The organism is Spiroplasma ixodetis (assembly GCF_059729505.1).
The window spans coordinates 808,794-834,202 of the sequence record NZ_AP038353.1 but is presented as its reverse complement, the minus strand read 5'-3'; the positions used below and the strand labels follow the sequence as shown (position 1 = coordinate 834,202).

The window sequence follows — 25,409 nt, the reverse complement described above, 5'->3', positions numbered from 1 at the left end:
AGATTCTACTTTCTACTTTTCATAAAATTGAATTATTTTAATATATATTTTACCGTATTTTTTATTAGATACTACTTTAAAATGGAAATTTAATTGTAAATTTTCAAGTGGTACATTTGTTTCTAAAACAATTAAAGCATTATTAGCAAGTAAATTATTTTTATAAAAGAAATCAATAATTCACTGTTGACAAGTAATATTTAAAAAAGGTGGATCAATAAAAACAATATCACACTGTTGTACTAGTGTTTTACTAAAAATTTGATAATCCAAATTACTTAATTTAACTTGTTCTTGTAAATTACAAGCAAAACAATTTTGATTAATAATATTACAAGCAGCTTTGTTAATATCATTTGCAAAAGCAAATTTTGCCCCTCGTGATAAACTTTCAAGAATTAAATTACCACTTCCAGCAAATAAATCAACAACAATTTTATCTTCAAAACTACAATAATTTAACATAATATTAAAAATATTTTCTTTAATTCGATTTAATGTTGGCCGTGTTGATAAACCATCTAAAGTAATTATTTTTTTTCCTTTTAATTTTCCAGCAATAATTTTCATGTTTTCTCCAAAATTTAGTTTATAATAACTTTATCATTAAATTTGATAAAAGCAAATTAGTTTAATTTATTATTTATTACAAACTGATGAAAGGATCTGCAATGTTAAACAAATTACAAAACGAAGTACCATCAGCATCTTGAATTACTGAAGATACAAAACCTAGTTTATTAAAAACTTGTGCTGATGTTATTTTACCCTTAACACCTAAAGATGAAAATATTATGAAACGTATGATTGATTGAGTAAAAGCATCACAAGATAAAGAATTTAATGCTAACAACATTTTAACCGAAGCTATTGGTATTGCTGCACCACAAATTGGAGAAAATATAAAAATGTATTATATTTTATTACCAATTCCTGATAAAAATGAAAAGATTATTTACTATGAACATGCATTAATAAATCCAAAAATCATTGGTAAAAGCGAACAAATAGTTTATTTAAAAAAAGGTGAAGGTTGTTTAAGTGTAACTAATCACCCTCATGAAGGTTTAGTTCCACGTAATTATAAAATCAATGTTACAGGTTATGACTATTTAAAAAAGAAGAAAGTAACTTTAACTGTTAGAGGTTATGAAGCAATTGTTTTTCAACATGAGCAAGACCATTTAGAAGGAAAACTCTTTTATCATCACATTAATAAGGATAATCCTTGACTTAATGATGATAAATGGATTATGATATAAAGTAGAATGATAAACTTAAGTTTTTGAATTGTCTTATTATAGTTAAATATAATATACCAAATAAGTAATAAGTAAAAACATGATTAAATTCATTACATTTTTTTATGTTATGTTTTATGTTATTTTCTTATAATTTTAAAATGAATGAAGGAGAAAAAATATGAGTGATACATCCACAAAAAATACTATGCCAGTTAAAAAGTTCGTCACGAAAATCTTTGCGCTTGGTGGGCTAGAAGAAGTTGGAAAAAATACTTATGTAATTGAACAAGATAATGAAATTATTATTATTGATGCTGGAGTAAAATTTGCTGATGCTTCTATGCCAGGAATTGAAGCAGTAATTCCTGATTATAGCTACCTAAAAGAAAATAAACATAAAATTAAAGGAATATTTATTACTCATGGTCATGAAGATCATATTGGTGGTATACCATACTTATTAAAAGAAATTAGTGATATTCCAGCTATCTACGCTCCTAATTTAGCAGCAGTTTTAATTCGTCATAAAATTAAAGACAAAGGGATAAAATCAAAAATAAAAATAAATATTGTTGATGGTAATAGTAAAATTAAAACTAACAGATTTATTATTAGTTTCTTTGCTGTTAATCATTCAATTCCTGATGCATATGGAATTTGTGTAGAAAATTCAAATGGAACTGTTGTTACAACAGGTGATTATAAATTTGATTGAACACCTTTAGGTCATAAAGCAGATATTGATAAAATGGCACAAATGGGTCAAAAAGGAGTAACATTATTTTTAGCAGATTCAACCAATGCTGAAGTACCCGGTTATACAATGACAGAAATGCTTGTTGTTAAAAGAATTAGTGAAATATTTGCTAAAGCGAAGGCCAGAATTTTAATTTCTACTTTTGCTTCTAATGTACACCGTTTACAACAAATTATTGAAGTTGCAACAAAACATAATAGAAAAGTTATTGTTGTTGGAAGAAGTTTAGAAAGAATAGTTAATGTTATTCGTCAAATGGGACATTTAAAAGTTCGTGATAGTTCATTTATTAAAGCAGAAGAAACTAAAAAATATGATAATAATCAAATTGTTATTATTTGTACGGGTTCCCAAGGTGAACCAATGGCGGCATTATCAAGAATTGCTAATCGCGAACATCGTCAAATAAAAATTATACCCGGCGATACAGTAATATTCTCTTCATCAGCAATTCCCGGTAACCGTGCTGATGTTGAAAGAGTAGTTAATAAACTAACACGACTTAGTGCGATTGTTGAAGAAAATTCACCATTAAATTGATTACATACTTCTGGTCATGCTTCACAAGAAGAACAAAAACTAATGTTAAATTTAATTAAACCATCATACTTTATGCCAATGCATGGTGATTATAGAATGTTAAAAGTTCATAAAGAAACAGCTGTATCAATCGGAATCCCCGAAGAAAATATATTTATTTGTGCTAATGGTGATCCAATTATTATGGATAATGGTAAATGTTCTTTAAGTGATAAACGAATTGCTGCCGATCCTATTTATGTTGATGGTGGAAAAGATATGTCAGGAGTAACAACTGCTGCAGTAATCCGTGATAGACAAATTCTTTCTAAAGATGGTTTAATTGCAATTGTTGTTTCTATTGATTCACAAAATAATAAATTATTAGCACCACCAACATTTATTTCTCGCGGTTCTTTCTATGTTCGCGATGCAGCACCTTTAGTATCTGAAGCAATATCATTACTAACAAAAGCTATTAATGAAGTATTAAAAAGCGAAAGACCTACTTTTGCCACGATAAAAAATGCTATCAAATCAACATTAGCACCTTATATATTTAAAAAGAAAAGAAGAAACCCTTTAATTATTCCTGTTATATTAAATAAAAAATAGTTTTAAAAACTATTTTTTATTTTTTTGATATATTTTATTAAAATAATTAGCATTGAGTATGATGTTATTATTAAGGGTTAACTATTAATTCTTCTCCTACAAAAATCATAAATTCACCGATTTTAAATCTAACTGATTTTATCAGTGCCTATAAAATTACCTGTTGATTTATCATTTTTTGTTACTAATAATTTTAGTGATCATTTATTTAATAATTTTTGGATTCCAAAGATTGTTTTAACATTATCTTTAGAATTATCTAACATTGAAGTCAAATCACTCTTAATTTGATAGGCTTTTATTAATCAAACTGACTTGTAAATTAATAATATTTTCAAAAATATTTAATTTTAAAACTTTAAGTGGTTTAATATTTTTTTCATTTTCATTTATTTCTTCTCTTAAATTTCTTGTTTTCAATTTTATTTCTTTAATTTCTTTATTAACTTTTTTGTTTCTAACATATTTAAAAATACCAAAACTAATAGTATTTACAAAAGTTATTTGTCAATTTTTTTCTGCTTTTTTTCTCTTAAATCTTGAATATCACGTTCAAGTAAATCAATTTTATCTAATATTTCTTTATTTTTTTCTTCAAAATCAAATATTTTTTGTTCTAAATCCTTAATTTGAGTTATTGACAAACTAATACTATCAAATAATTCTGTATCACCCTCTTCTTCAAAAGGATTTTTCTTAGATGGATATATAGAATGTTCTAATTCTTCAAAGTTTTTATTTTTTAAAATAGAATCTAATTGTTCAAATATTTCTTTATATCTCTTAACTTCATTTTCATATAACTGACCTTGTAAATCAATAATTTCTTTTAAAATATTTAATTTTTAATTTTTAAATGGTTGTGCATTTTTTTCTTTTTCTTCAATTTCTTCTATTAAAGTTTTTATATTTAATTCTGTTTCATTAATTTGTTTATTAATATTTGAAAATAGTTGTATTTTTTTTGATTTTTTTAGTTTTTTTAAACGTTTAATTTTATTTTCTAAAGATTAAATTTGCTCAACTATTTCTTGACTTTTTTTCTCAATAAAAAATATTTCTTTATCCAATTCTTCTTTTGCTTTTTTAAATATATTAATTTTTTCGATTAACATTTTTTTATCCTTTTAAAATTAAAAAACCCATTTACTTATAAATAAAGCAATAGGTTAAAAACTATATTTAGTTTATCAAGTAATAGGGGCTTTGCCCCTCGTTGCTTCGCAACTCACCCCAGCGGGGATAAACCCCGCGGCCAACCCAACAAAAGGTTCTTTGTTGGTTCCAACTATTTTTTTAATTTTTATGTCCCTTTTTCTTTAAAATATTATCTAATTTATCTAAACCAGCAGATTTAATATCATTATAAGTCATATCAATACTACTTGCTTCTTTGAGATGTTTCTTAGGTGACAATTCACTTTTAAGTTCATGCACATAATGCAATGCCCTAGAATTATACCTTTTCAATCAATATCTAGGAAAAAATAAAGTCATAGTCATTGCTTCACCACTATAACTTGGAGGCATTATACCTTTCTTAAACTTTTTCTTGGTTTTACGTCGTGAAAATACTACTTTATTATAATCATCAATATTAGTATACAAATTAATATTAAATACAACAAAAAATAATAAAACACGCATTTTTTTAACTTGAACAACATATTCCACTTTTTCACATGCTTGTACTGGTATTCTATTATGGTGGTGTCCAATCAAATACATTGTACCATTAAACATATGACCTATTAATTTACAAAATTGTCCTAAACTTTCTTGTTGATTTTTAAATTGCATTCCTAAATCATTAGAATTTATTTTTAATGCTAATTCATCTAAAATTATTAAATCTTCTTCCTCAAAAGCATAATTAATTGCTAACTGATTAAAAGTAAAACCATCATTATAATTTACTAAATAAGAATAACCATTTTTTAATTTAATAGGAAAAGGACTAACTACTCTTTTCTTATGATTTTGTGCTAGACAACAAGCAAGAGCAGATTTGCCAGTAAGTGGTGGTGCTGAAATAATATAACTACCAAATCTTTTTAAAATTTTAACATTACGAATAGTTATACAAATTGGATAAATAATCATAATTAAACCTATAACTAATAATACATAACCATATCAAGGCATAATAAACTCCTAACCTACAATTAAAATAATTGCTCTAACAAATAATCATAAAGGTATAATATTTTCTATTCCACTAACAATATCAACATTTAAAGCAGTACTAATCGTATCTGAAAAAATATGTTGTAATAAACTATCTGTGGTAAAAAGAAACTATCTTAATGGTTCAACTGGTAAAACTTTACCAACAACTCCATAAAGTACTCATCTAAAAGCATTACGTAAATGTCCAAAAACATCATATCAACTAACACGCTCATAATCAGGGTTAAAAGGACTATTTGGCGGTACTGGTGTTACTTTGTCGCTTGAAAAAAATATTAATCTGACCAAATTAAACCTCCGGCGGAATAGTTAAATTTGTATTTCCATGAATATCAAAAAATACAGTTAAATGTCTTAAATTTTTAACACGAACTGGCATATTAACAAAATTATACAAATCTTGCATATAAACATCATTACCAATTGTTCCTTTAAAAACATATTTTGTATCACCAACATAATCTAAAAAACTAAAAGCAAAATCACCAGTAAATGTAGAAAAAGCCTCATAATTAAAATAAAACATAAAACCTTGAATATAAAAACTTAAAGGTTTATCAATTTCAAAATTTAATTCAAAACGTAAATTTAAAGTTTTAACTCAATGATTTAAGTTATGAATAAGAAGTCGATTTTTTTTACCATATTGAACAAAATTATGATTAAACATAATACGAGAAATATCGAGTCTTTTTAATAATCTGTGTATCTTTGTTTTACAAATTTACTAGTTTAGATTAATTCTATCTTCAAATTTTATCATAAAATGAGCAATTGCTGTATTTAAATTTTGAATAGGCATTGCTCATTTTTTTGTTATATTTTCAATTGCTAAATAAAATATTTTGAAAACTTCCATATCATTTGGAAAAACTTTTTTATTTCTAATAACTTTTCGTAATTGACTATTAACAGATTCAATAGCATTTGTTGTATAAATCACTCTTTTGATTTCTGCAGGATAAATAATAAAAACCATTAAATTATCTCAATTTTTATATCACGATTTAGCAATTTGAGGATATTGTTTATTTCATTTACTTTCAAAAGTTTCTAAAACTTGCATTGCTTCTTCTTCACTACATGCACTATAAATTGGTTTTAAATCTGTAACTAGTGATTTTTTATGTTTGTATGAAACATATTTTAAACTATTTCTAATTTGATGAACTATGCATAATTGATGTTCGGTTTTAGGATAAACTGATTGTATTGCTTCTGACATTCCTGTTAAATTGTCACTACAAGCAATAAGAATATCATTTAAGCCTCGATTTTTCATTTCTGTGAAATTAGATAATCAAAACTTAGAACCTTCATTTTCACTAATTCATAAACCTAAAACATCTTTTTTACCTTCTAAATCAACTCCTAATGCTATATAAACTGATTTGTTAATAATGCGTTTATCTTGTGGTACTTTAACTACTATACAATCAAAATAAACAATCGGATAAACACTTTCTAATGGCCGATTTTGTCATGCTTTAACATCATAAATAACATCATCAGTAATTTGACTAATAACACTTTCACTAATATCAGCACCATGATATAACTCTTGTAACTGCATTCTAATATATGATAAAGTCATTCCTTTGGCATATAATGAAAGAACTTGTTGATCAAAACCATCAAATCTTCTTTGTCTTTTTGCAAATATTACTGGCTCAAAATTACTATTACGATCTCGTGGTACATTAATCTCAATTTTACCTTGTTGGGTTATTAATTTTTTTGAATTTATACCATTGCGAGCATTATCACTATTATTATGTTGATTTTTTTCATATCCTAAATAATTTTGCATTTCAGAATTCAACATTTTTTCAACTAATCTTTTTGTTAATTCTTTATATAAACCTCCCTCTTTAAATACGGTTGTTAAATCCTCAGTATTTTCTAATAATAAATCTACTGCTTTTGATATTGGATCATTATTATTAATATTTTGTTTTTTAGAAATACGTAACTCACTCTTTCTAGTTATTTAATTTTATTTACTAGAATTAATTAAACATAGTTATTTTTGTAAGTTACGCAGATTACTAAACATTACCGAATAACCAGGTACATATACCATTTCAAAACCTAATTCATGAGCTTTTTTTAAATCAATATGATTATAACCAACATTTCTAGTTAATAAATATTTAACGCCATATTCTTTCATTTTTAATAAATTTTGCTCATAACAGTCACAATTAGCAGGAACCATTACTGCTTCATGTTCCTTTGCCGTTTCAATATTATCCTTTGTTAAATAATCTTCAATTAACGTTAAATCATATCCATAATTTTTATTTAATGTTTCAAAAAAAGCTTTTCTGTTTTACGAACAGCATAACAAACCATTTTAATTTTTTTCGCCATATTTTTATTCCCTTTCTTTTGTTTATATTTTAACTAAATAACGGTGTTGCGCCAATCGCTGTAGTAATAATTACTCAAAATAATAATGAAATAATTGAAAATAATGTAGCAATTAATGTTAAATTACTTTTTAACAATGGCTGTTTTTTATAAGCAATTGAATAGGCAACAATAACTGCTGCTGGGGGGCTGCTAACATAATTACAATAATGCCTAATCCAGCAGTATCTAATTTTCATGCTCCAGTTTCTTTTCCAATTGCCGCAACCGCACAAACTAATGCTAATCCAAATAATGGTGCAAAAATAATTTTCATTACCATTCCAAATCATACTTTTTTTATCTTGTGCAGCATCTTTAAAATTACCTTTTGCTAAAGTAATTCCAATTGCCAATCATGCTAATGGCGTACATAATGCCTCTAAAGTTTTTGTTACCTTAAACAACGGTGGAAATGTATTGTCTAATCGTAATGGTGAAAAATATTGACCACTAGTAATATCATTTTGATCAGGAACAATAGCAATTCCAGGAATTAATTGTGTAACTCAAAAAATAAATCCAACCATAGTTGCAATTAAAATTGGATTTAAAAAAATCTGCTTTACATTCTTTATTAAATTTTCTCTTTTTATTACTTTCATTTCTGATTTAATTTGTGCATATCCATCAGTATTTAGTTTTGTATCAACAATAAAATCAGCACCAGTTTGTTCTTTTGTTACTACTGCTGCTTTAATAGGTTTGCTCATTACAATAAACCCTAATGAATATAAAAATATTTAGCAACTATTCCCAGTATCATATAGAATAAAAAACCAACTAGTAAAATTGTAACTTGCGTTTTAACTTGCTCTGTTGTTGTATTTGTCATAAAACCATCAAAAGCTAAAGATGGTAAACCAACAACCATAACAATTTTAATTAAAACCGCTTCTCATTCTTTTTTAAATGTCCCTCTCTTCGTTAAAAATCAACCTAAAAAAATTACAAATATCGTTGCTAAAATTGCACTTCAAAATCCTCAAGCTTTTAATGTATTTATAACAACTTGACCAACATCAGCTTGTAAATAAAATTGCATATTTCTTTCTATTTCTCCCTTCTTTAATACTTTCTTCTTTCTCTAAAATCTAAGTATTTTGTAACTACTTATGTGTTATTATATAACTTTCAAATAAATAAAAAACTAATTTACCAAATTTTGAATATTGTGTATAGAATAATAAATTTGATAAATTAAAGTTGTAATATTTTTTTAAAGTTATAGACCCATTCTTTTCATAGTTCTAATTGGTGATTTTTCTCTATTATTCTCTTTTGGAATAAATCCATTTACTCTAGTTTCACTAGCTTCTTTTTCTAACTCTTTTAGTTTATTTTTTCATTCTTGAAATTCTGATCATATTTCTTTTGTTTTTTCTTCGGATTCAATTTGATACTTTTCCTTTTTATTTTCAGCAAAAACATCTTTTATTTTTTTTATATGTTTAGGTTCTAAATATTTTGAAAATGCAATATTTTCTTGTCATTTTTCGTTTCATTGATTGATTGGTAATATTTTTTTGAAAATTCCTTTCTTTTAAATTTTCGATTTAATTCTTTTTTTAAAATTTAAAAAGTTTTTGATTCATTTTTTTCTAATAATTTTTGATTTTCTAAATTATTTAATCTATTTTCTAGTTCTTTTATTTTTTGTTTTAATTCAATTTGATACTTGTCTTTTACATTTGAAGACATTACTGGTCTTAATTTTTTAGCACATTCACATAAAATTTTGTAACAAATACCAGCAACAATACCAGCAATAGTAAAAGGTAATCAACCCATAATAGCACTTGAAACAACAAATGTACTAATTATTGGTGTGATAATTATTTTAGCAATAGGAGATGTGGCACCCCACGCAATAAAAAATATTAAACCATGAAAAATATTTCATATAAACCTTTTAAAAATTAAATATTTATCTTGTACTTCTTCTGTAATATTATCTTGTTTTTGATTTGTAATAGTTCTTACAAATTCTAAAAATGGTGTTCTAATGATAGTTGTATGTTTAGATTCTTTTTTTATAAGCTTTTCATTATTTTTAATTTCATTTAAAAATTGCTTATACCGTAAATGTCTAATTTGTTGAACAATTTCATTTTTTTCAAAATAAGTTAATAATTCTCAAACTTTTTTTCTTTTATCATCATGTAATCTTAATAAAAAAAGGTTTTATCTTCTCTTTTTATTATTTCATCATAAATAAAATAATATTAATTTTGTTTCTTAATAATTGTTCTAAATTGAAAACATTTTTTATCTTTTTCATCAAAATGATTTTCAAATTTACATGTTTCACCATGATGTCAATTTTGATGACACCTAATAAAATATTCATAAATTCACTCCTAATTTAAATCATTTTTATTAATAGTTATACTTATTATAACATAGATCATTAAATTTTATTTTTTACAAGTTTGGTAAATTTAATTTAGATTTAACTGTTGATGATTGAGTTTGTAAATCAATTGCGTTGATATCTTTTTTTCAATGTCATCAAAATCACTATCACATTCTAAATTACTTTCTAATTAATTAATTTTGTATTTTAATCTTTCTTCCAAATTCATATCGGAACATTCAATATCATTTATTTTAAATTATTTTCCATCAAAAAATAACTCATATACTATTGTTTCTTCAGATTTATCATTTGTATTTAATAAACCAGAATAATTAGATTCCTCTTTATTTGGATTTTTCAAAGTAACACTTAATTTATACATACCAAATGATAAACATAGTTCATCAAGGGGTAAAGAAATATTTTTAGTTCAAATTATTTTCTTAGAATCTTTATTAATACAATTCAATACTACTGATTGTAAACATTCTTTTTCTAATCCTAATAATTGCTTTGAAATAGTTATTTCTGTTGTTAATTATTTACGAAATATTTGTGTTACTGCTACTCAAAGTATTTTTAACGCAGCTGATTCTTTATTAGGTGGCATTTTTAACTTTAATCTATCTAAATGACTAATTTTTGTTTGACTTTTTTTCTTTTTTCATAAATTTTCTCCATTCAAATTAATAATCTTATTTAATTTTATTATATGACCAAGTTCTCCATTAATAATTAATATTTTAACTATTAATAAATTCATTATTTAAATAACATAGTTATTCGAAAATTATTATTTTTATTTATTTTATTGTTTTATTTAACATATCTTTTTATCTTCCTTTTCTCTAAAAATTTAATTTAATAAAAATTATAGTTTATTTTTTTAATCTATCAATAAATATGCTTGTTACTAATTTTATTAACATTATAAAATGTAAGTAAATATTATCATCTTAATAAAAAGACTTTCATTTTATTTAAAAAACCAATATTAATACAATAATATATTAATATTATTCATTTTTCCAGTTCAATTAATTACACGACACTATCTTAATTTTTAATTTGATATAATTATAAAAAGAGTAAGTATATTAAAAATAGATTGGGGTATTTTTATGATAGAAGAAATAAATTATAGTTCAATGAAAGAACCAAAAATTTATTGTATTTGTCTATATAGCAAATTAACAATTCTTATTAATGGCCTTCTAATTACTACAAGTTTAATGATAGGTTGGGGTTTATGAGCAACTATTGGTCGAGATGCAGTTGATAACTATATTAAATGATTCAATAATCCACAACAGCCTAATTCTAATTTACAAATCAGTTTCAATATAATAAGTATTATTGTTTTCATAGTTTCTGGTTTATCTTTTACATTAGTAGTCGTACCTTTTATTTTTTTTAAAACTAAAAATAGTGTATCAGCACTTTTTTGTTTAATAAGTTTTATTTTTTCAGCAATATTTGTTATCTTTCTTATTGTATTTTTTATTTTTAGATTTAAAACTTTTACTTTCTTAGCTAATAAAAAAGACGGCGAAATAATAAATACAACTGGTAACTTTCTAATAACTTTTTTACCATGAATGTTGGCTGAGCTATTTTCAATACTTTTATTAATCCACAGTCTCTGATTAATTATTAATATTACCTCTAAATATAAATCAAATACACTATTAATGCCTATTGCTAAACCAAAAGCAAAACAAGAAACAGTAATAGCAAAACAAGAAGTTGATGATACGATAACGCTTCCTAACATCGTACCAATACCAGTACCTCAAAATAATGAAGAACAACAAATAGCAAACCAAGAAACTAACAATAGTGTTCTTAAACAAGATCTAACACAAGAAAAAATAATTACTAATCCTTCAACAGCAACTGTCTATTATACTAATCATGAACTATCACAAACACCAACGCTAGGTGCTTATCATGCCGAAACTGTTTCACCAACACCATGTACTCTTACTAATCTTAAATCCGAATCTATTACAAATGAAGAAGAAATAAATGATAATATCGAAAATGCAACAATATATTCAAAACCAACAGTTGAAAAAACAAGTGTAGAAGATACAACAATATATTCAAAATCACCAACAACAGAAAGTAATATTAATACCGAAACTAATTACCAATCAAAAAATCAAGGTGGTTTTGATGTTAAAGACAGTAGTTATTCTGAATCTGAAACATCTAATTTTAATGAACAAGTAAAAACAATAACTGTTGAAGAAACACAACCAATAATAGATAAAACAAACACAAAAACAAAAAAAGAAACAATCGAAGTGCAAAAAGTTACTACTCACCATTGAACATTAGAACAAATTGAAACTGTTTGAGAAAAAGCAGAAATAATTGATGGTGTTAGTGATAAATTATATCGTAAAGATTATGGTGGTGCTTGAATGTTTCGTGATTCATTTACCACTGATTATAGCTCAGCAGATAACTTAGAAACTTACTCTTGAACTATTGTTCTACATCGTCCTACTAGTCAACAAGGAACAACTGAATTATATAATCTAGATCCAATGAATATTGTTAATGCAAAAAGTAAAGGTGAAAATTACCCTTCTTGAAAAACTAAAATTTCTTCAAAAGGAAATAAAAATATTGCAAAAGAACAACATTGAAAAGCAAGAACATAAATATAATAGTAATTTAAAATAAATATAGTATCATTTATTTATGAATACACAAACTACTATTGAACATTTATATATAGAAATACCTAATTTTAAACATGAAGTAAATACTAACTATTCTTATTTTATAGAAAGCATTAAAAAAGAATTAACAAATATAATAAATAAATACCAATTAAACTTAAAAACAATTTATCTTGCTAACAAAAATAAGTCAGTTTTACCAATTATTTTTTTAGAACAATTATTAATACTACTTAAACAATTGACAACCACTATCAAAGAATACAACTTTGAATGTACTATTAATAATACTAACTTCACAACTCTACAATTATTGTCCAAATTTCAAATTAAACGATTAATTTGAAAAATAATTAGTTTTCAAAATCAATTAAATAACAAATTTAATTATCAACAAAGTATAAAAATTATTAATGATGCTATTAACTTAAAAATTAATAATTTCTCAATTGATTTAAAATATAATCTTCCTCATCAAACAGTAATTGATGTTAATAATGATTTACAAATATGTATGCAATTAAAAACAACTCATATTAGCTATGATAGTTATAATCACAAACAAAATCTTACTATTAAAAGATACATTAATAATTTCTTAAAAAAACACAAATATGATAACTATGAATACTATAGTTATAGTAAAAATAATAATAATCAATCAAAATATATTATTGCATATTGTTTATTAGAAAACTATTATGGAATTGGTCCAAATGCTGTTTCATATATTAAAACAGAAGATAAAGCAATAATAATTACTAATAGCAATAACATTAATAATAACAATCAAAAAAATAGTATTTTATCAACAAATGAAATTTTAATCCAAAAATTAATACAAGGTTTATTACTAAAAAAGGGAATAAAATTTAACAAAAGTGATAACATTCTAGAGCAGCCACTGATTAGTAAATTAATCAAAAATAAACAAATAAAAATAAAAAATAATCATTTATCTTGCACAAATAGTTCCTGATTATTGTTAAATGATTTAATAGTTGATATTATAACTAATACTACTATTTAAATTTATATATCAAGGAGTGAATAAATATGAAATTCAATGAAAAATTGTTAAAAGAAAAATATTTTCCGCAAGCACTAACAAAAATAAAAGAAATTGTTAAAATTCAATCATATGCTCAACCACCCACAACAACAGCACCTTATGGGCCTGGTGTTAAAGAAGTATTAGATTATGCTATTAATTTAGTGCAAGAATTAGGTTTTAAAACTTATCGTGACAAAAACAATAAATATGGATATTTAGAATATGGTGATGGTAAAGAAATATTTGCCATATTAGGTCATCTTGATGTTGTACCACCAGGTAATTTAGAAGAATGAAAAATTCCACCTTTTTCGCCAGAAATTATTAATGATATTTTATATGGACGAGGTGTATTAGATGATAAAGGTCCAACAATTATTATTCTATACTGTTTAAAATATTTAAAAGATCATGGTTATCAACCAAATCGTCGAATTAGGGTTATCTTTGGTTTAACTGAAGAAACAACATGAGATTCAATTAACACATATATGAAGCAAGAAGGTACTCCAACTTTTGGTTTTACTCCTGATGGTATGTTTCCGCTAGTATATGCTGAAAAAGGAATTATTAACTTAGATATTATTGGTACAGGTCATAAATACATTGTTATTAATGCAGGTGATGTTTACAATGTCACTTGTTCTACTAGTAATATTAATGGTGTTGATATTGAATCATTTGTTAAAATTGGGAAAAACAAGAATTATCAAATTGAAAATAATAATCAACAAATTACCATTCATGGTAAACCAGCACATGGGTCACGACCAGATGAAGGAATTAATGCAGGATTAAGAAGTTTATTAATTTTAAATGAACTTAAAGTTGAACATAATCTAATTAAATTTGTTGGTGATATTTTACAAGAAGATACTGCTTTAACAAAATATTTTGGTGATTTAGATGATGAATCTGGAAGTTTTACTATTAATGTTGGCATTGTTGAAATTAATAGCAAAAATTCAAAATTAGGATGTAATATCCGTATTCCAGTTAAAACTGATTTACAAGAAATTTTAAATAGATTAACAAAAATATTAAAACCTTATAATTTAACAATAAAACAACAACATTATGATAAACCATTATATATGCCACAAGAATCAACAATTGTTATTAAATTAATGGAAATTTATCAAGAAGTTACTGGTGATAAAAAAGCAAAACCAATTGCAATTGGTGGTGGAACTTATGCTAGAGCAATGCCAAATTGTGTAGCATTTGGTGCAATATTTGATCATACTAACTCAACTGAACATCAATATAATGAATTTATTAAAGTTGACAAATTATGAAAATCAATGTTAATTTATGTACGTGCTATTAGTACACTGGGAAGTTTAGAAATTGGTAAATTATAAAAAAAGTTAGAATAGTTTATTCTAACTTTTTTTATTTTCATTCAAATAAATTTTATGCAATTGAAGGATTTCTAGGACAACCACCAAATGCAGGACCATTAATACTATTAATAACACTCACCAATTCATCATTAAAGTTATTAGTTAATTGTCGTTCATCACTACTATTAATACTCATATAATTACTATTAGTTACTATTTCCTCTAATTCATTATTTAGAGTAGACTTAAAAAATTTCTGTCATTGTTTTTTAGCATATTTATTTAATACTTTATTACCAATAGTATCATTGATAATTAAACCAAACATAATAGCAAACATTGGAACTTGAAAAAATGTAGATTCAAATTCTGGTAATCTATCAGCAGTATACATAACAGCTGCGGTTTTAATTGCATTATCTATTATAGTTGCTATTACCATTGCTGTTAAATAACCACCACTTTTTAAAAGACTCATACATTTTGATTGTTGAGAAAATAATGATTCTAACTCATCATTTTCATTAATATTATTATTTAAACAATTAAAATATCTTTTTAAAGCAAACCACATATATGTTTTTGTTAAATATTCTATACCCTTATCTATTAAGATAGAAGTATAACACAAAAATTCTGCTCGTATAATTGTTGATAAAATATTTGGTCCATAAATAATTTTACTTCAATATTCAGTTAAACTAGTTAAAGAACCAACTGAATACATACTAGAAGCCGTAATCATAAAATGATTCGAAATTCAATATCCAACTTTTGCTATTAGCATTTTTCCAAAGATAGTTGTTTTTGAAAGACATGAATAACCTTCTTCAACACCAATTTCAGAATATAAAGATAAAAGTAGACTCATTTCTTGATCAGCAGTTCTATTAAATACTGTTCTTCCTTCTTGTCAAATTTTTTCTGCTCCCCATTTTCATAAATTCATTGCTTTTGTACTAATTACCAATTGTACTGGAGTTAATCCAAAATCAACTAAATTATTTAAAGGATTTACTTTATTTCAATCAAATGATCCAATACTAGTAACTGTTACCTGAAATACTCGTTGTACAGTTTTAAAACCAACTGCTGCTGTTAATAAACCAGCTGTTCCAATTATTTTTTTAGTATCTGATCATATTAAACTACTTCAACTATTATTAATAGTATTTGCTTCTATATTACTATCTATATTATTATTTATTAATAACTCTTCTTCTTGTGGCATTTTTTCTCTTCTCTCTATTTCTTTATTAAAACATAAAAAAAACATTAGTAACAAACTTTACAAAAGTGGTTATAAACCATATTTTGTTAAATTGCTTTGGCTTTTATCCCTTTATGTACTATTTTTAAATTTTATCACATAAATGGAGATAAAAGCCTATCTAGGAAATTATCCCCACATGTATCTAAATCAAACACAAAATTATAGTTTCAAAACTAGGTATCTTATTGAATTTATATGCAGCTTCTTTTGCATATAAATTAATATTGTGTTTTGAAACTTTTATGTGTGTTCGAAAAGTTCGTGGGATTTGTTTTCATACAGATTCAATCTGGTTTGTGTTTACACCTGTTGATGACACATACACAACTTCATGATTTACGATTTCATGTTTGTGATAGAAGTTTTTGAAAATTCCATATCCCTTCCAAGAATCCGTAAATAGACAACACCCAGTAGAAATGTGTTTCAATGCAAATCATAAAAGGTTTTTCTCATCTGCTTTTTTCACATACTTTCACAATTAGTTTGTTGCTGGTTTTCTCATAAAATCCAACAATCAAGGTTTTATTCAACAAGGATCTTCCTTGTTGAATAAAACCTACATGTGAAAGATACATTTCATCCATCTGTGCTGTGTCATCATCAATGAACCCTGCATCTTGATTCCAAATTCTAGTTCTGATTTCATGACCCATTCTTCAAGCTGTTTTATATGTCACACCCAATTCCATTGCAACATCTGTTGATAGTATACCATCCTTTGTGTTTATTCATCTAAAGATGAGATAAAACCAAGATGTCAAAGGTGTTTGTGACTTGTGAAAAATGGTGTCATGAAGAATACTAAATGTTTGATGACATTTCAAACATTTAGTATTCTTCTCAAATCAGAAACATTCAAACTAGAAGAAGCACACCTGATCATTTTATTACTTTCAACTTCGCTATATATTTCAAACAATCGTTTTCATTTTGAAATATGCTATTGAATTCATTTCAATTCATTTTTTCCTCCACACTAGTACATGTGGAGATAATTTCCATTGCTTTTATGTGTTTTAACATTAGTATAAAGGATTATCACTTAATAATCAATATGTAAATTCAATAATTTAAAAATATTTATTTGGGTATTTATTATATATTTGTTACAATTATTAAGCATTTATGAAAAGTACTAAGGAGTAATAAAATGACAGAAAAAAAACGCATTGTTGTTGGTATGAGTGGTGGAGTTGATTCATCAGTAACAGCAGCACTTTTACAAGCAGAAGGCCATGAAGTTATTGGTCTTTTTATGCGTAATTGAGATTCACTTTTAAATAATGATTTACAAGGTAACAATAATCAAGATATTTGTCCACAAGAACAAGATTATCTTGATGCTTTAACTGTTTGCCAAAAATTAAATATTAAATTAGAAAGAATTGATTTTGTTAAGGAATATTGAGATAATGTTTTTACTTATTTTCTTGAAGAATTTAAAAAAAGTCGTACTCCCAATCCCGATATTTTATGTAACAAATATATTAAATTCGATGCTTTTTTAAAATATGCACAAAAAAATTTACAACCAGATTATATTGCAATGGGGCACTATGCACGAATTAACTACAACCCAATTACTAAACAATATCAGTTATTAAAAGGAATTGATGATAATAAGGATCAAAGTTATTTTTTATGTCAATTAACACAAAAACAATTAAAATATAGTTTATTTCCTTTAGGTAATAAAACTAAAAATGAAGTTAGGGAATTAGCAAAAATATATAATTTACCAACAGCAACAAAAAAAGATTCTACTGGCATATGTTTTATTGGTAATCGTAATTTTCAAACATTTTTAACAAATTATTTACCAACTAATCCGGGCAAAATTGTTGATATTAATACCAAAACTACTATTGGTAATCACAATGGTGTTTACTACTATACACTTGGCCAAAGAAAAGGTATTAATCTTTCAGGAATGAAAGTTCCGTATTTTGTTGTTGAAAAAGATGTTACTAATAATATCCTTTATGTTGCTAATGATAATGAAAATAAATGACTAATGAATAGCGATTGTACTGTTAAATCATTGAATTGAATTAATAATAGTACATTAAAAAAATCTTTAAAATGTAATGCAAAATTTCGCTATCGTCAACCTGATGTTGCTGTTATTATTAATTTTATTAATAATGATGAAATTAAGGTTGAATTTTCAGAAAAAATACGCGCTATTACGCCTGGTCAAACCGCTGTTTTTTATGATGGTGATATTTGTCTTGGTGGTGGAGTTATTGACCAAATATTTCGCTAATCAATTATTAAAAAAACTAATATAAATAATAAAATTTTAATTGCATATTTTTTTATAATTTTCAAGATTCAAAAATTACTATTAAACTATTTTTTTAGTTTTTAGATAATTTTATTTCATTTTCTTTTTTACTTTTTTAAAATATAAAATAACCTATTATTATAAAAGTTATAGAAAAAAACAAAAAAGAGAGTTTTAATGAAAAAAATATTAACAATATTAACTTAGCATCTACAATAACTATTAAAAATTGTATTAGTAATTTTAACTTAAAGACAATCACATTACAAAATGATTGTTTTAAAAAAAAATAATGTTCATCAAAGCAATAATGATTTTATTTTTTCTGATTTATATAAAAATAATAAAGGCGAAATATATTCAATAACTAATGATGGTATTTATAAATATACTAATGATAAAAATACATTCATAAAAATAAAAGGCATAAATGGATTAATAATAAACTTAAAATTTGACGCAAAAGATAATATTTATTTTTTAAAAACTAATGGCATTTATAAATGTCTAGTCAATAAAAATGAATTTAAAAAAATGAAAGTAAAAACTAATACTGGATGGGTTACACTTTATTGAACACTAATTACGTAGACAAGTGAACAAATTAGTTAAAAGAAAGGAATTATAATTATGGCCAATATTAACTCATATTCAGATGAATTTAAAAAATAAATAGTAGCTTTATATCAAAGTGGTAAGTCAGTGTCTTGTCTTGCTAAAGAGTACAATGTTACAAGAGCAGCTACTTATAATTGAATTAAGAAATTTACTAATTCAGGCAGTTTTAAAACCAAAGATAACCGTTCTATTGAAGAAAATGAATTAATTAAATTAAGAAAAGAATTAAAAAAATTATGAATAAACATAATTTAATATCAAAATACACTAAATTATAATACAAAAATTATCATAATAAAGTCAATGATAGTCAAATTACTAATCTTGTTAATAGAGACTTTAATAATAGGCTTAAAAATGAAGTTATTGTTAGTGATTAACTTATGTTCAAGTTAATGGTAAATGAAACTATATTTGCTTATTAATCGACCTGTACAATCGCGAAATTATTGGACATAGTGTAGGTACTAAAAAAGATGCATCATTAGTATATCAAGCATTTATGTGCTCAAATCGTTGTTTAAAAGATATTTAAATATTTCATAGTGATCGCGGTAATGAATTTAATAATAAAAATATTGATAAACTTTTATTATCCTTCAATATTACCCACTCTTTAAACAAAAAAGGTTGTCCTTATGATAACGCTGTTGCTTCAGCAACTTTCAAAACTTTCAAAACAGAGTTTATTAATGATAAAAATTTTACATCATTAATCCAATTAAAATTAGAATTATTTGATTGTATCAATTGATACAACAACATAAGAATCCACAGCACTCTAAACTACTTAACCCCCATAAAACACCAAGCACAAATGTCTACCAAAAAACAGTCCTAAAAAAGGTTACTATTCCATAAAAAGTTTTTAATATTAATATTTAACTATTCCTTGGATGGAACTTTTACCAATTCAAATAAGTTAAATACTATTTAAAAACTCATCTAAAACAATATAAAATTATAATAATATATTACTAAATTTTATAAAAATATCAATAAATATACAAATAAAAAAAGTAAGCATTCTTTAATTCCAGCCAAGAAAAATAAAAAATACTTACTATAAATTAAGTATATCAAAACATCAAAAAAATACAAATATAGTATATATATTACTTGCAAAAAATTAAAATTAATGTAAAATAAAATTTTTTAAAAATATTTTTTCAATTTTAGTTTTATCAAAAACTTTATAAAGAAAATCTAAAACTTCATTTTTATTAAATTTATTTTTTAATCAAAACCTAAATCGCAAACTTTCTAAACTTACATAATATTGAAAATCTTTAAAATAATCACTAGTAGCAACATAATCATAACTTCCACTAATTAAATTTGTAATACCTTGTTAATTGGGTTTAGTTTTAAACAAATAAAATTCCTTTGCTTTTTCACATGCTTGTACTAATTCTTGTAAACTTAAAGTTTTACTACCACGAACTATAAACGAATTTCTACAATTTCTACTAAAAGAATATGCTTGAATACCAACATCTTTTTGATTTAAAGACTTAATATTTTCTTGAACTTTTGTTACATATTTACTTAAATATTTAACTACAAATTAATTTGTACCTTTATGTACAACTTTTAAATCAATGCCTTTATTATTACCAACATGTGGTCATCATTTAGTTATCATACTATAAGGTATTTTACGATTAAATAATATATGAAAATGAACTACTCCACGTTTTTAATATTCATAAACATAAAAATATCTTAATTCACCTAAATGTTTAGAACGTTTAGGGTCATTTCATCAACGCTTTAAACGTTTAAAAAATAATTGTAAATCATGTTTTGCTTTTCTAATATCAGTTTCATTTTTATGATAAGTTAAGGTTAAAAAAATTAAAATTCTTGCATTATAAAAATTATGTAATGCTTTTTGAACTAATTTACACTTAGTACGAACATTATTATTTCTTAACTTAGTAATATTACCAATATTCTTTATACCTAATTTATTTCTTTCATTTTTTAAAATATCAATAGGTAAAACAACATTTTTAACATAACAAGCATAAAAAATCTTTTTAACATAAAAATTATATGAGATATTTATTTATAAATATTTCTTGGCTGAAATTTTTATAACAATAAAAATTGAATGATTTATAAATAAATATAAATCTTTATATATCTTATCATACAAAATAAAAAAAGTTTAAATAAAGTTGAAATAAAAATTTGTCAAAAATAATAAATACTAAAAATGTATTAGTTATAATAACTAATACATTTTTAAACTTTTTTTTATTCTTCGTCTTCACGCCATTCGCCTTCTGACATCAATAATTCTTTACGTACATTTTTAGCAATTATATAATTAGGGTTTTTATCATCACCATTAATTAAAACATTACGTACTAAATAATTTTCAATTTCATTTTGTATATTTTTTGCAACAAAAGGTCAATCATCTTTCACTCTAAATTCGCTATCCAATTCTTCTTGTAATTTAGGATTTGTAAGTGCTCTTTTTCTTTGCATTGGTTTATAATAAGCAAAGTATCAAATTAGAGCAAATGCAATGCTAGCAATTAAATAAACTAATTGTAAAACATTAGAAGTTATATCAGATATTCCTTTTGTAGTATCAGTTCCACCTTTACCAATAAGATTTGCTCCTGAAATTAAACCATTGATTAAAGATCTTAATCATTCTTCAAATTGTCAAACTAAGAAAAGTGTTGCTGCAAGTCAAATAATAATTTCAAAAATATTCTTTTTCAATTTCTTTTCTATAGACAACTTAATTGCAATGGAAAGTACAAAAACATAAATAATAACCATAATAATACCTGCTTCAGCAGTTAATGTTCCATAATTAACAATCGAACTTAAAACTAATTGTCCATCCTTATAAACAGGATGTAACGTATCAACTATTACTCCAATAATATCAGGTAAAATTAATCATACAAAAGCTGAAGAAAAAGTAATAATTAAATTTAATCTAGAAGCTTTAAACGGAATGTTATCTTTTGATAATTCTTTATATTTAGGTGAAATATACCCCTCAACAGATAATGGTTCTAAAATAGCACCACTATATAAAGCATTTTGCATTCCAGCATTAGACTTTAATGAAATAGTACAAATTAACATTACAAGGATACCAATTATTCCTAATCATTGTGTATGATCTTTATCACCTAAAATTTTAAAAATACTTAAGTTGGGATTATCTGAAAAATTACCAGCAACAGCACCAATCATAAGAATTGTTACTGCCATATAAAAAATAGTAGATAAAATCATAACAATAACCAATGAACGACTAATATTTTTTTCAGGATTTCTAACATTTTTACCAATTGTTGAATAGGTTTCAAATCCTAAAAAGAAAAAGAAACACATGGCAAAAGATTCTGAAAAGTTATTAGCAGTTAATTGTTGATGAGAAGTAGTCATATCTCAATTTGAAGTTCCTGCCATCAAAAATAATATAATAGTTGCTATGATTAATAAAAAAGTTGTTCCTCATTTTAAATAACTAGAAATATTCACAAATTTTTTAAATGCAGCGATTCCTAAAAACAATACACAAGAACTTAAACCATAAATTAGAATTCCAATCAAATCTAATCCTAAATGTTGTCATACTCCTCAATTAGCATATAAAAAAGAAGATGGATCAGTAAAGTTAATTCTAATCATCGATACAATTTGTGAACTAATTATAACAGGTAAAGTAGCATACTGTAAAAAAGAAATTAATCAACCTCAAAAGCGACCATAACTACTTCTAACATAAATATAAGCAGCACCATTATTACCTGGATGTACTCTTGAAAGTCTTGAGAAAGCTCAAGCACAAGTTCCTGCAATTAAACCTTCTACTAAAAAAATTCAAATCATATGAGAACCTAAATTTAAACTATCTTTATTAATTAAAATTGCAAAGTTAGCAGTAAAAGTAATTCCAACAGTATAATTAAAACCAAACCAGACTAATTCTGATAAGGTTAATTTATGATTTGTCCTTTCTTTTTTCTTAAAAAGTTTTAACATAATATTTTCCTTTCAATTATAATAATTATATACCTTTAAAGTGATTTCATTAATTAATGAAATAGTCAATAAAATCAAAAAAATAAAAAAATATATGTAATTTATAATAACTAATTTTATTTTAAAATACTACTTTTTTAATAAGTTATTTTAAAAAATAAGCTTAAACATCTTTTATTCTACATGATAAATAGTGTATTATATAATAATACTTTTAAAAAAAATAAAGAAGGAGGTATTAATCATATATGGGAATTACCAAAAAGAAAAAATTTCGTTTATTTCCATTTAAAATGCCAACAGTAATTACAGTCTTATTCTTTATTATTGCTCTAATTATCATTATTTCTTGGATTCCAGGAACAACAGGTAAATGATTAGAAGATGAATCAAAGCCTGTAAGTACTGATAACCCTTGACAAGACGGTGGACCATTAGGTATCATGGACTTATTTTTGGCTCCAATTAAAGGTTTCATTGGTAGCAGTGATATTATTGTTTTTGTTTTAGTAATTGGTGGATATATTGGCATAGTTATGAAATCAGGTGCACTAGATGCAGGAATTGGTCGTTTAGTTAAACGTCTAAACGGAAAAGAAATTTGAATTATTCCTTCAATTATGACTATCCTATCGATTGGTGGAACAGTTGAAGGAATGTGTGAAGAAACTATTCCTTACTATTTAATTATTATTCCAGCAATGTTAGCTGCTGGTTTTGATGTTGTTACAGCTGTATTAATGATTTTATTGGGTGCTGGTGTTGGTGTTATGTTTTCAACACTTAATCCCTTTGCTATTGCCACAGCTTCACAAGCTAGTGGTTTAAATCCTGGTGATGGAATCATCTGACGTTTAATTTGTTGATTTTTAGCAACTATCGGTACTATTGCTTTTGTTATGTGATATGCAATCCGTGTTAAACGTAATCCTGAAAAATCAGTTGTTTTTCACTTACATAGTGAGCATCATGAAGAATTTATTAATAAAGAAGAAATACCTGAATTTACTAAATGTCGTAAAATTATTTCATCACTATTTGGATTAACATTTTTAATTATGGTGATTTGTATTATTCCATGAGGTAAAATTACAGGAACAACTATTTTTGATGATTTTCACAATACATTAATTAAATATTTTCCATATTTCACAAGTCAAATTAATGCATTTGGTGACTGAAACATTGAAATGTTAGCTTTCTTATTTTTCTTTGTTTCAATTATCATTGCAGCAATTGATTGAAAAGGCGAAGAACAATATGTTCGTAATTTTATTAGTGGTTCTTCAGAATTATTAGGTGTTGCTTTAATAATTGCTGTTGCTGGTGGAATTGGTTGATCATTACAACATTCAGGAATGCAACATGTTGTTGTTGGACAATTGCAAAGTATTGATAAATTACCAAGATTTGCTATTGTTATTATTGGTTTTTTTGCTTTTCTTTTGATTGCCTTTGTTATTCCTTCAACATCAGGATTTGCAAAAGCCGTTTTACCTATTGTTTCAAAAATAGTAATTCCTTTAGGATTAGGTTCAGGAATGATTACTACTTTTGTTATGGCTAGTGGTTGAATTAATTTATTTGCACCAAGTGCAGGTGTAATGATGGCAGGACTTGCCATTGCTAAAGTTCCTCTAGCAAGTTTTTATCGAGTAATTTGACCATATACTATTGGTATTACTGTCTTTGCCTTAATAATGTTAAGTATTGGAACTTTATTACCTCAATCAATATTTTAGTAGAATTTAAAGCACTATGTTAATTAAAACTTTTCTCTAATTAGAGAAAAGTTTTTTTATTTTTTATTTCATTTTTATAAAATTAAACAGCATTTGGGAAAACATTCACTTTCACGATTTGTTTGCGTTTGTTTATTATTTAGTAGACTTAATTGATCATCTGCTAATTCTGAAATTTCTACAACTTCATCTTCTGGTAAAAAAATTTGTTCTAATATTTTATGGCTTTTTCTCCCTTTATGTACTATTTTTAAATTTTATCACATAAAGGGAG

General features: G+C 24.7%; 26 protein-coding genes and 1 pseudogene. 9 read left to right on the top strand and 18 right to left on the bottom strand.

Features of this window, described 5'->3' with window-relative positions; translation table 4 throughout:
- Positions 1–12: 12 nt before the first annotated feature.
- Positions 13–570: an RsmD family RNA methyltransferase gene (locus tag AC6I4F_RS05470; protein WP_497873072.1), complete on the bottom strand. Its 558-nt coding sequence runs from the start codon at positions 568–570 to the stop codon at positions 13–15.
- 101 nt (positions 571–671) lie between these two features.
- Here AC6I4F_RS05470 and def point away from each other — a divergent pair, with 101 nt between their 5' ends.
- Positions 672–1,262 carry a peptide deformylase gene (def, locus tag AC6I4F_RS05465; protein WP_497873071.1) on the top strand — a complete coding sequence of 197 codons (591 nt, stop codon included), beginning with the start codon at positions 672–674 and terminating at the stop codon, positions 1,260–1,262.
- Positions 1,263–1,422: 160 nt separating this feature from the next.
- Complete coding sequence (locus AC6I4F_RS05460; protein WP_497873070.1) at positions 1,423–3,135, top strand: ribonuclease J; 1,713 nt, start codon at positions 1,423–1,425, stop codon at positions 3,133–3,135.
- Positions 3,136–3,263: 128 nt separating this feature from the next.
- Here the strand turns inward: AC6I4F_RS05460 and AC6I4F_RS05455 are convergent, their stop codons facing one another.
- The 13 genes from AC6I4F_RS05455 to AC6I4F_RS05395 form a co-directional block, all read right to left on the bottom strand.
- Positions 3,264–3,401 carry a hypothetical protein gene (locus tag AC6I4F_RS05455; protein ID WP_497873069.1) on the bottom strand — a complete coding sequence of 46 codons (138 nt, stop codon included), beginning with the start codon at positions 3,399–3,401 and terminating at the stop codon, positions 3,264–3,266.
- A gap of 16 nt (positions 3,402–3,417) precedes the next feature.
- A complete protein-coding gene (locus AC6I4F_RS05450) occupies positions 3,418–3,555 on the bottom strand; it encodes a hypothetical protein (protein WP_497873068.1) in 138 nt (45 codons plus the stop codon).
- Positions 3,556–3,635: 80 nt separating this feature from the next.
- On the bottom strand, positions 3,636–3,779 hold the full coding sequence (locus AC6I4F_RS05445; protein WP_497873067.1) for a hypothetical protein: 144 nt from the start codon (positions 3,777–3,779) through the stop codon (positions 3,636–3,638).
- A 652-nt stretch (positions 3,780–4,431) separates the two neighbouring features.
- Complete coding sequence (locus AC6I4F_RS05440) at positions 4,432–5,280, bottom strand: hypothetical protein (RefSeq protein ID WP_497873066.1); 849 nt, start codon at positions 5,278–5,280, stop codon at positions 4,432–4,434.
- 153 nt (positions 5,281–5,433) lie between these two features.
- A complete protein-coding gene (locus AC6I4F_RS05435; RefSeq protein ID WP_497873065.1) occupies positions 5,434–5,613 on the bottom strand; it encodes a hypothetical protein in 180 nt (59 codons plus the stop codon).
- A gap of 1 nt (position 5,614) precedes the next feature.
- Complete coding sequence (locus tag AC6I4F_RS05430) at positions 5,615–5,995, bottom strand: hypothetical protein (protein ID WP_497873064.1); 381 nt, start codon at positions 5,993–5,995, stop codon at positions 5,615–5,617.
- Positions 5,996–6,052: 57 nt separating this feature from the next.
- On the bottom strand, positions 6,053–7,255 hold the full coding sequence (locus AC6I4F_RS05425) for an IS256 family transposase (protein WP_497874672.1): 1,203 nt from the start codon (positions 7,253–7,255) through the stop codon (positions 6,053–6,055).
- 93 nt (positions 7,256–7,348) lie between these two features.
- A complete protein-coding gene (locus tag AC6I4F_RS05420) occupies positions 7,349–7,588 on the bottom strand; it encodes a hypothetical protein (RefSeq protein ID WP_497874671.1) in 240 nt (79 codons plus the stop codon).
- A 139-nt stretch (positions 7,589–7,727) separates the two neighbouring features.
- Entirely contained in the window at positions 7,728–8,450 is a 723-nt protein-coding gene (locus AC6I4F_RS05415) for an AEC family transporter (RefSeq protein ID WP_497873063.1), read from the bottom strand.
- An 11-nt stretch (positions 8,451–8,461) separates the two neighbouring features.
- Positions 8,462–8,782 (bottom strand): AEC family transporter, encoded by a 321-nt coding sequence (locus AC6I4F_RS05410; protein WP_497873062.1) that lies wholly within the window; start codon positions 8,780–8,782, stop codon positions 8,462–8,464.
- Positions 8,783–9,312: 530 nt separating this feature from the next.
- Positions 9,313–9,528 (bottom strand): hypothetical protein, encoded by a 216-nt coding sequence (locus AC6I4F_RS05405; protein WP_497873061.1) that lies wholly within the window; start codon positions 9,526–9,528, stop codon positions 9,313–9,315.
- A gap of 824 nt (positions 9,529–10,352) precedes the next feature.
- Positions 10,353–10,565 (bottom strand): hypothetical protein, encoded by a 213-nt coding sequence (locus AC6I4F_RS05400; protein ID WP_497873060.1) that lies wholly within the window; start codon positions 10,563–10,565, stop codon positions 10,353–10,355.
- A gap of 69 nt (positions 10,566–10,634) precedes the next feature.
- Positions 10,635–10,859, bottom strand: a complete 225-nt coding sequence (locus tag AC6I4F_RS05395) for a hypothetical protein (RefSeq protein ID WP_497873059.1) — start codon at positions 10,857–10,859, stop codon at positions 10,635–10,637.
- Positions 10,860–11,217: 358 nt separating this feature from the next.
- On the opposite strand from AC6I4F_RS05395, the gene AC6I4F_RS05390 reads away from it, so the two are divergent.
- The 3 genes from AC6I4F_RS05390 to AC6I4F_RS05380 are packed head-to-tail and all read left to right on the top strand — an operon-like array spanning position 11,218 to position 15,207.
- Positions 11,218–12,768, top strand: a complete 1,551-nt coding sequence (locus AC6I4F_RS05390; RefSeq protein WP_497873058.1) for a hypothetical protein — start codon at positions 11,218–11,220, stop codon at positions 12,766–12,768.
- A 40-nt stretch (positions 12,769–12,808) separates the two neighbouring features.
- The gene (locus AC6I4F_RS05385) at positions 12,809–13,819 is read left to right on the top strand and encodes a hypothetical protein (protein WP_497873057.1); all 1,011 of its coding nucleotides are present in this window, start codon (positions 12,809–12,811) and stop codon (positions 13,817–13,819) included.
- Positions 13,820–13,845: 26 nt separating this feature from the next.
- The gene (locus AC6I4F_RS05380) at positions 13,846–15,207 is read left to right on the top strand and encodes a Sapep family Mn(2+)-dependent dipeptidase (RefSeq protein WP_497873056.1); all 1,362 of its coding nucleotides are present in this window, start codon (positions 13,846–13,848) and stop codon (positions 15,205–15,207) included.
- 52 nt (positions 15,208–15,259) lie between these two features.
- Here the strand turns inward: AC6I4F_RS05380 and AC6I4F_RS05375 are convergent, their stop codons facing one another.
- The 3 genes from AC6I4F_RS05375 to AC6I4F_RS05365 all read right to left on the bottom strand — a co-directional run bounded on the left by AC6I4F_RS05375 (position 15,260) and on the right by AC6I4F_RS05365 (position 17,488).
- Positions 15,260–16,420, bottom strand: a complete 1,161-nt coding sequence (locus AC6I4F_RS05375) for a hypothetical protein (RefSeq protein WP_497873055.1) — start codon at positions 16,418–16,420, stop codon at positions 15,260–15,262.
- A gap of 184 nt (positions 16,421–16,604) precedes the next feature.
- The gene (locus AC6I4F_RS05370) at positions 16,605–16,931 is read right to left on the bottom strand and encodes a transposase (protein WP_497873054.1); all 327 of its coding nucleotides are present in this window, start codon (positions 16,929–16,931) and stop codon (positions 16,605–16,607) included.
- 362 nt (positions 16,932–17,293) lie between these two features.
- Positions 17,294–17,488 carry a hypothetical protein gene (locus AC6I4F_RS05365; RefSeq protein WP_497873053.1) on the bottom strand — a complete coding sequence of 65 codons (195 nt, stop codon included), beginning with the start codon at positions 17,486–17,488 and terminating at the stop codon, positions 17,294–17,296.
- 127 nt (positions 17,489–17,615) lie between these two features.
- Between AC6I4F_RS05365 and mnmA the strand changes: the two genes are divergently transcribed.
- From mnmA to AC6I4F_RS05350, 3 genes and pseudogenes are all read left to right on the top strand, one after another.
- The gene (gene mnmA / locus AC6I4F_RS05360) at positions 17,616–18,731 is read left to right on the top strand and encodes a tRNA 2-thiouridine(34) synthase MnmA (protein ID WP_497873052.1); all 1,116 of its coding nucleotides are present in this window, start codon (positions 17,616–17,618) and stop codon (positions 18,729–18,731) included.
- A 291-nt stretch (positions 18,732–19,022) separates the two neighbouring features.
- Positions 19,023–19,343: a hypothetical protein gene (locus tag AC6I4F_RS05355; RefSeq protein ID WP_497873051.1), complete on the top strand. Its 321-nt coding sequence runs from the start codon at positions 19,023–19,025 to the stop codon at positions 19,341–19,343.
- A gap of 81 nt (positions 19,344–19,424) precedes the next feature.
- Positions 19,425–20,211, top strand: a pseudogene (locus tag AC6I4F_RS05350) (IS3 family transposase).
- Between the two features lie 1,421 nt (positions 20,212–21,632).
- Here AC6I4F_RS05350 and AC6I4F_RS05345 read toward each other — a convergent pair.
- On the bottom strand, positions 21,633–23,393 hold the full coding sequence (locus AC6I4F_RS05345) for an APC family permease (protein WP_497873050.1): 1,761 nt from the start codon (positions 23,391–23,393) through the stop codon (positions 21,633–21,635).
- Between the two features lie 248 nt (positions 23,394–23,641).
- Between AC6I4F_RS05345 and AC6I4F_RS05340 the strand changes: the two genes are divergently transcribed.
- The gene (locus tag AC6I4F_RS05340; protein ID WP_497873049.1) at positions 23,642–25,135 is read left to right on the top strand and encodes a YfcC family protein; all 1,494 of its coding nucleotides are present in this window, start codon (positions 23,642–23,644) and stop codon (positions 25,133–25,135) included.
- Positions 25,136–25,409 lie beyond the last annotated feature (274 nt).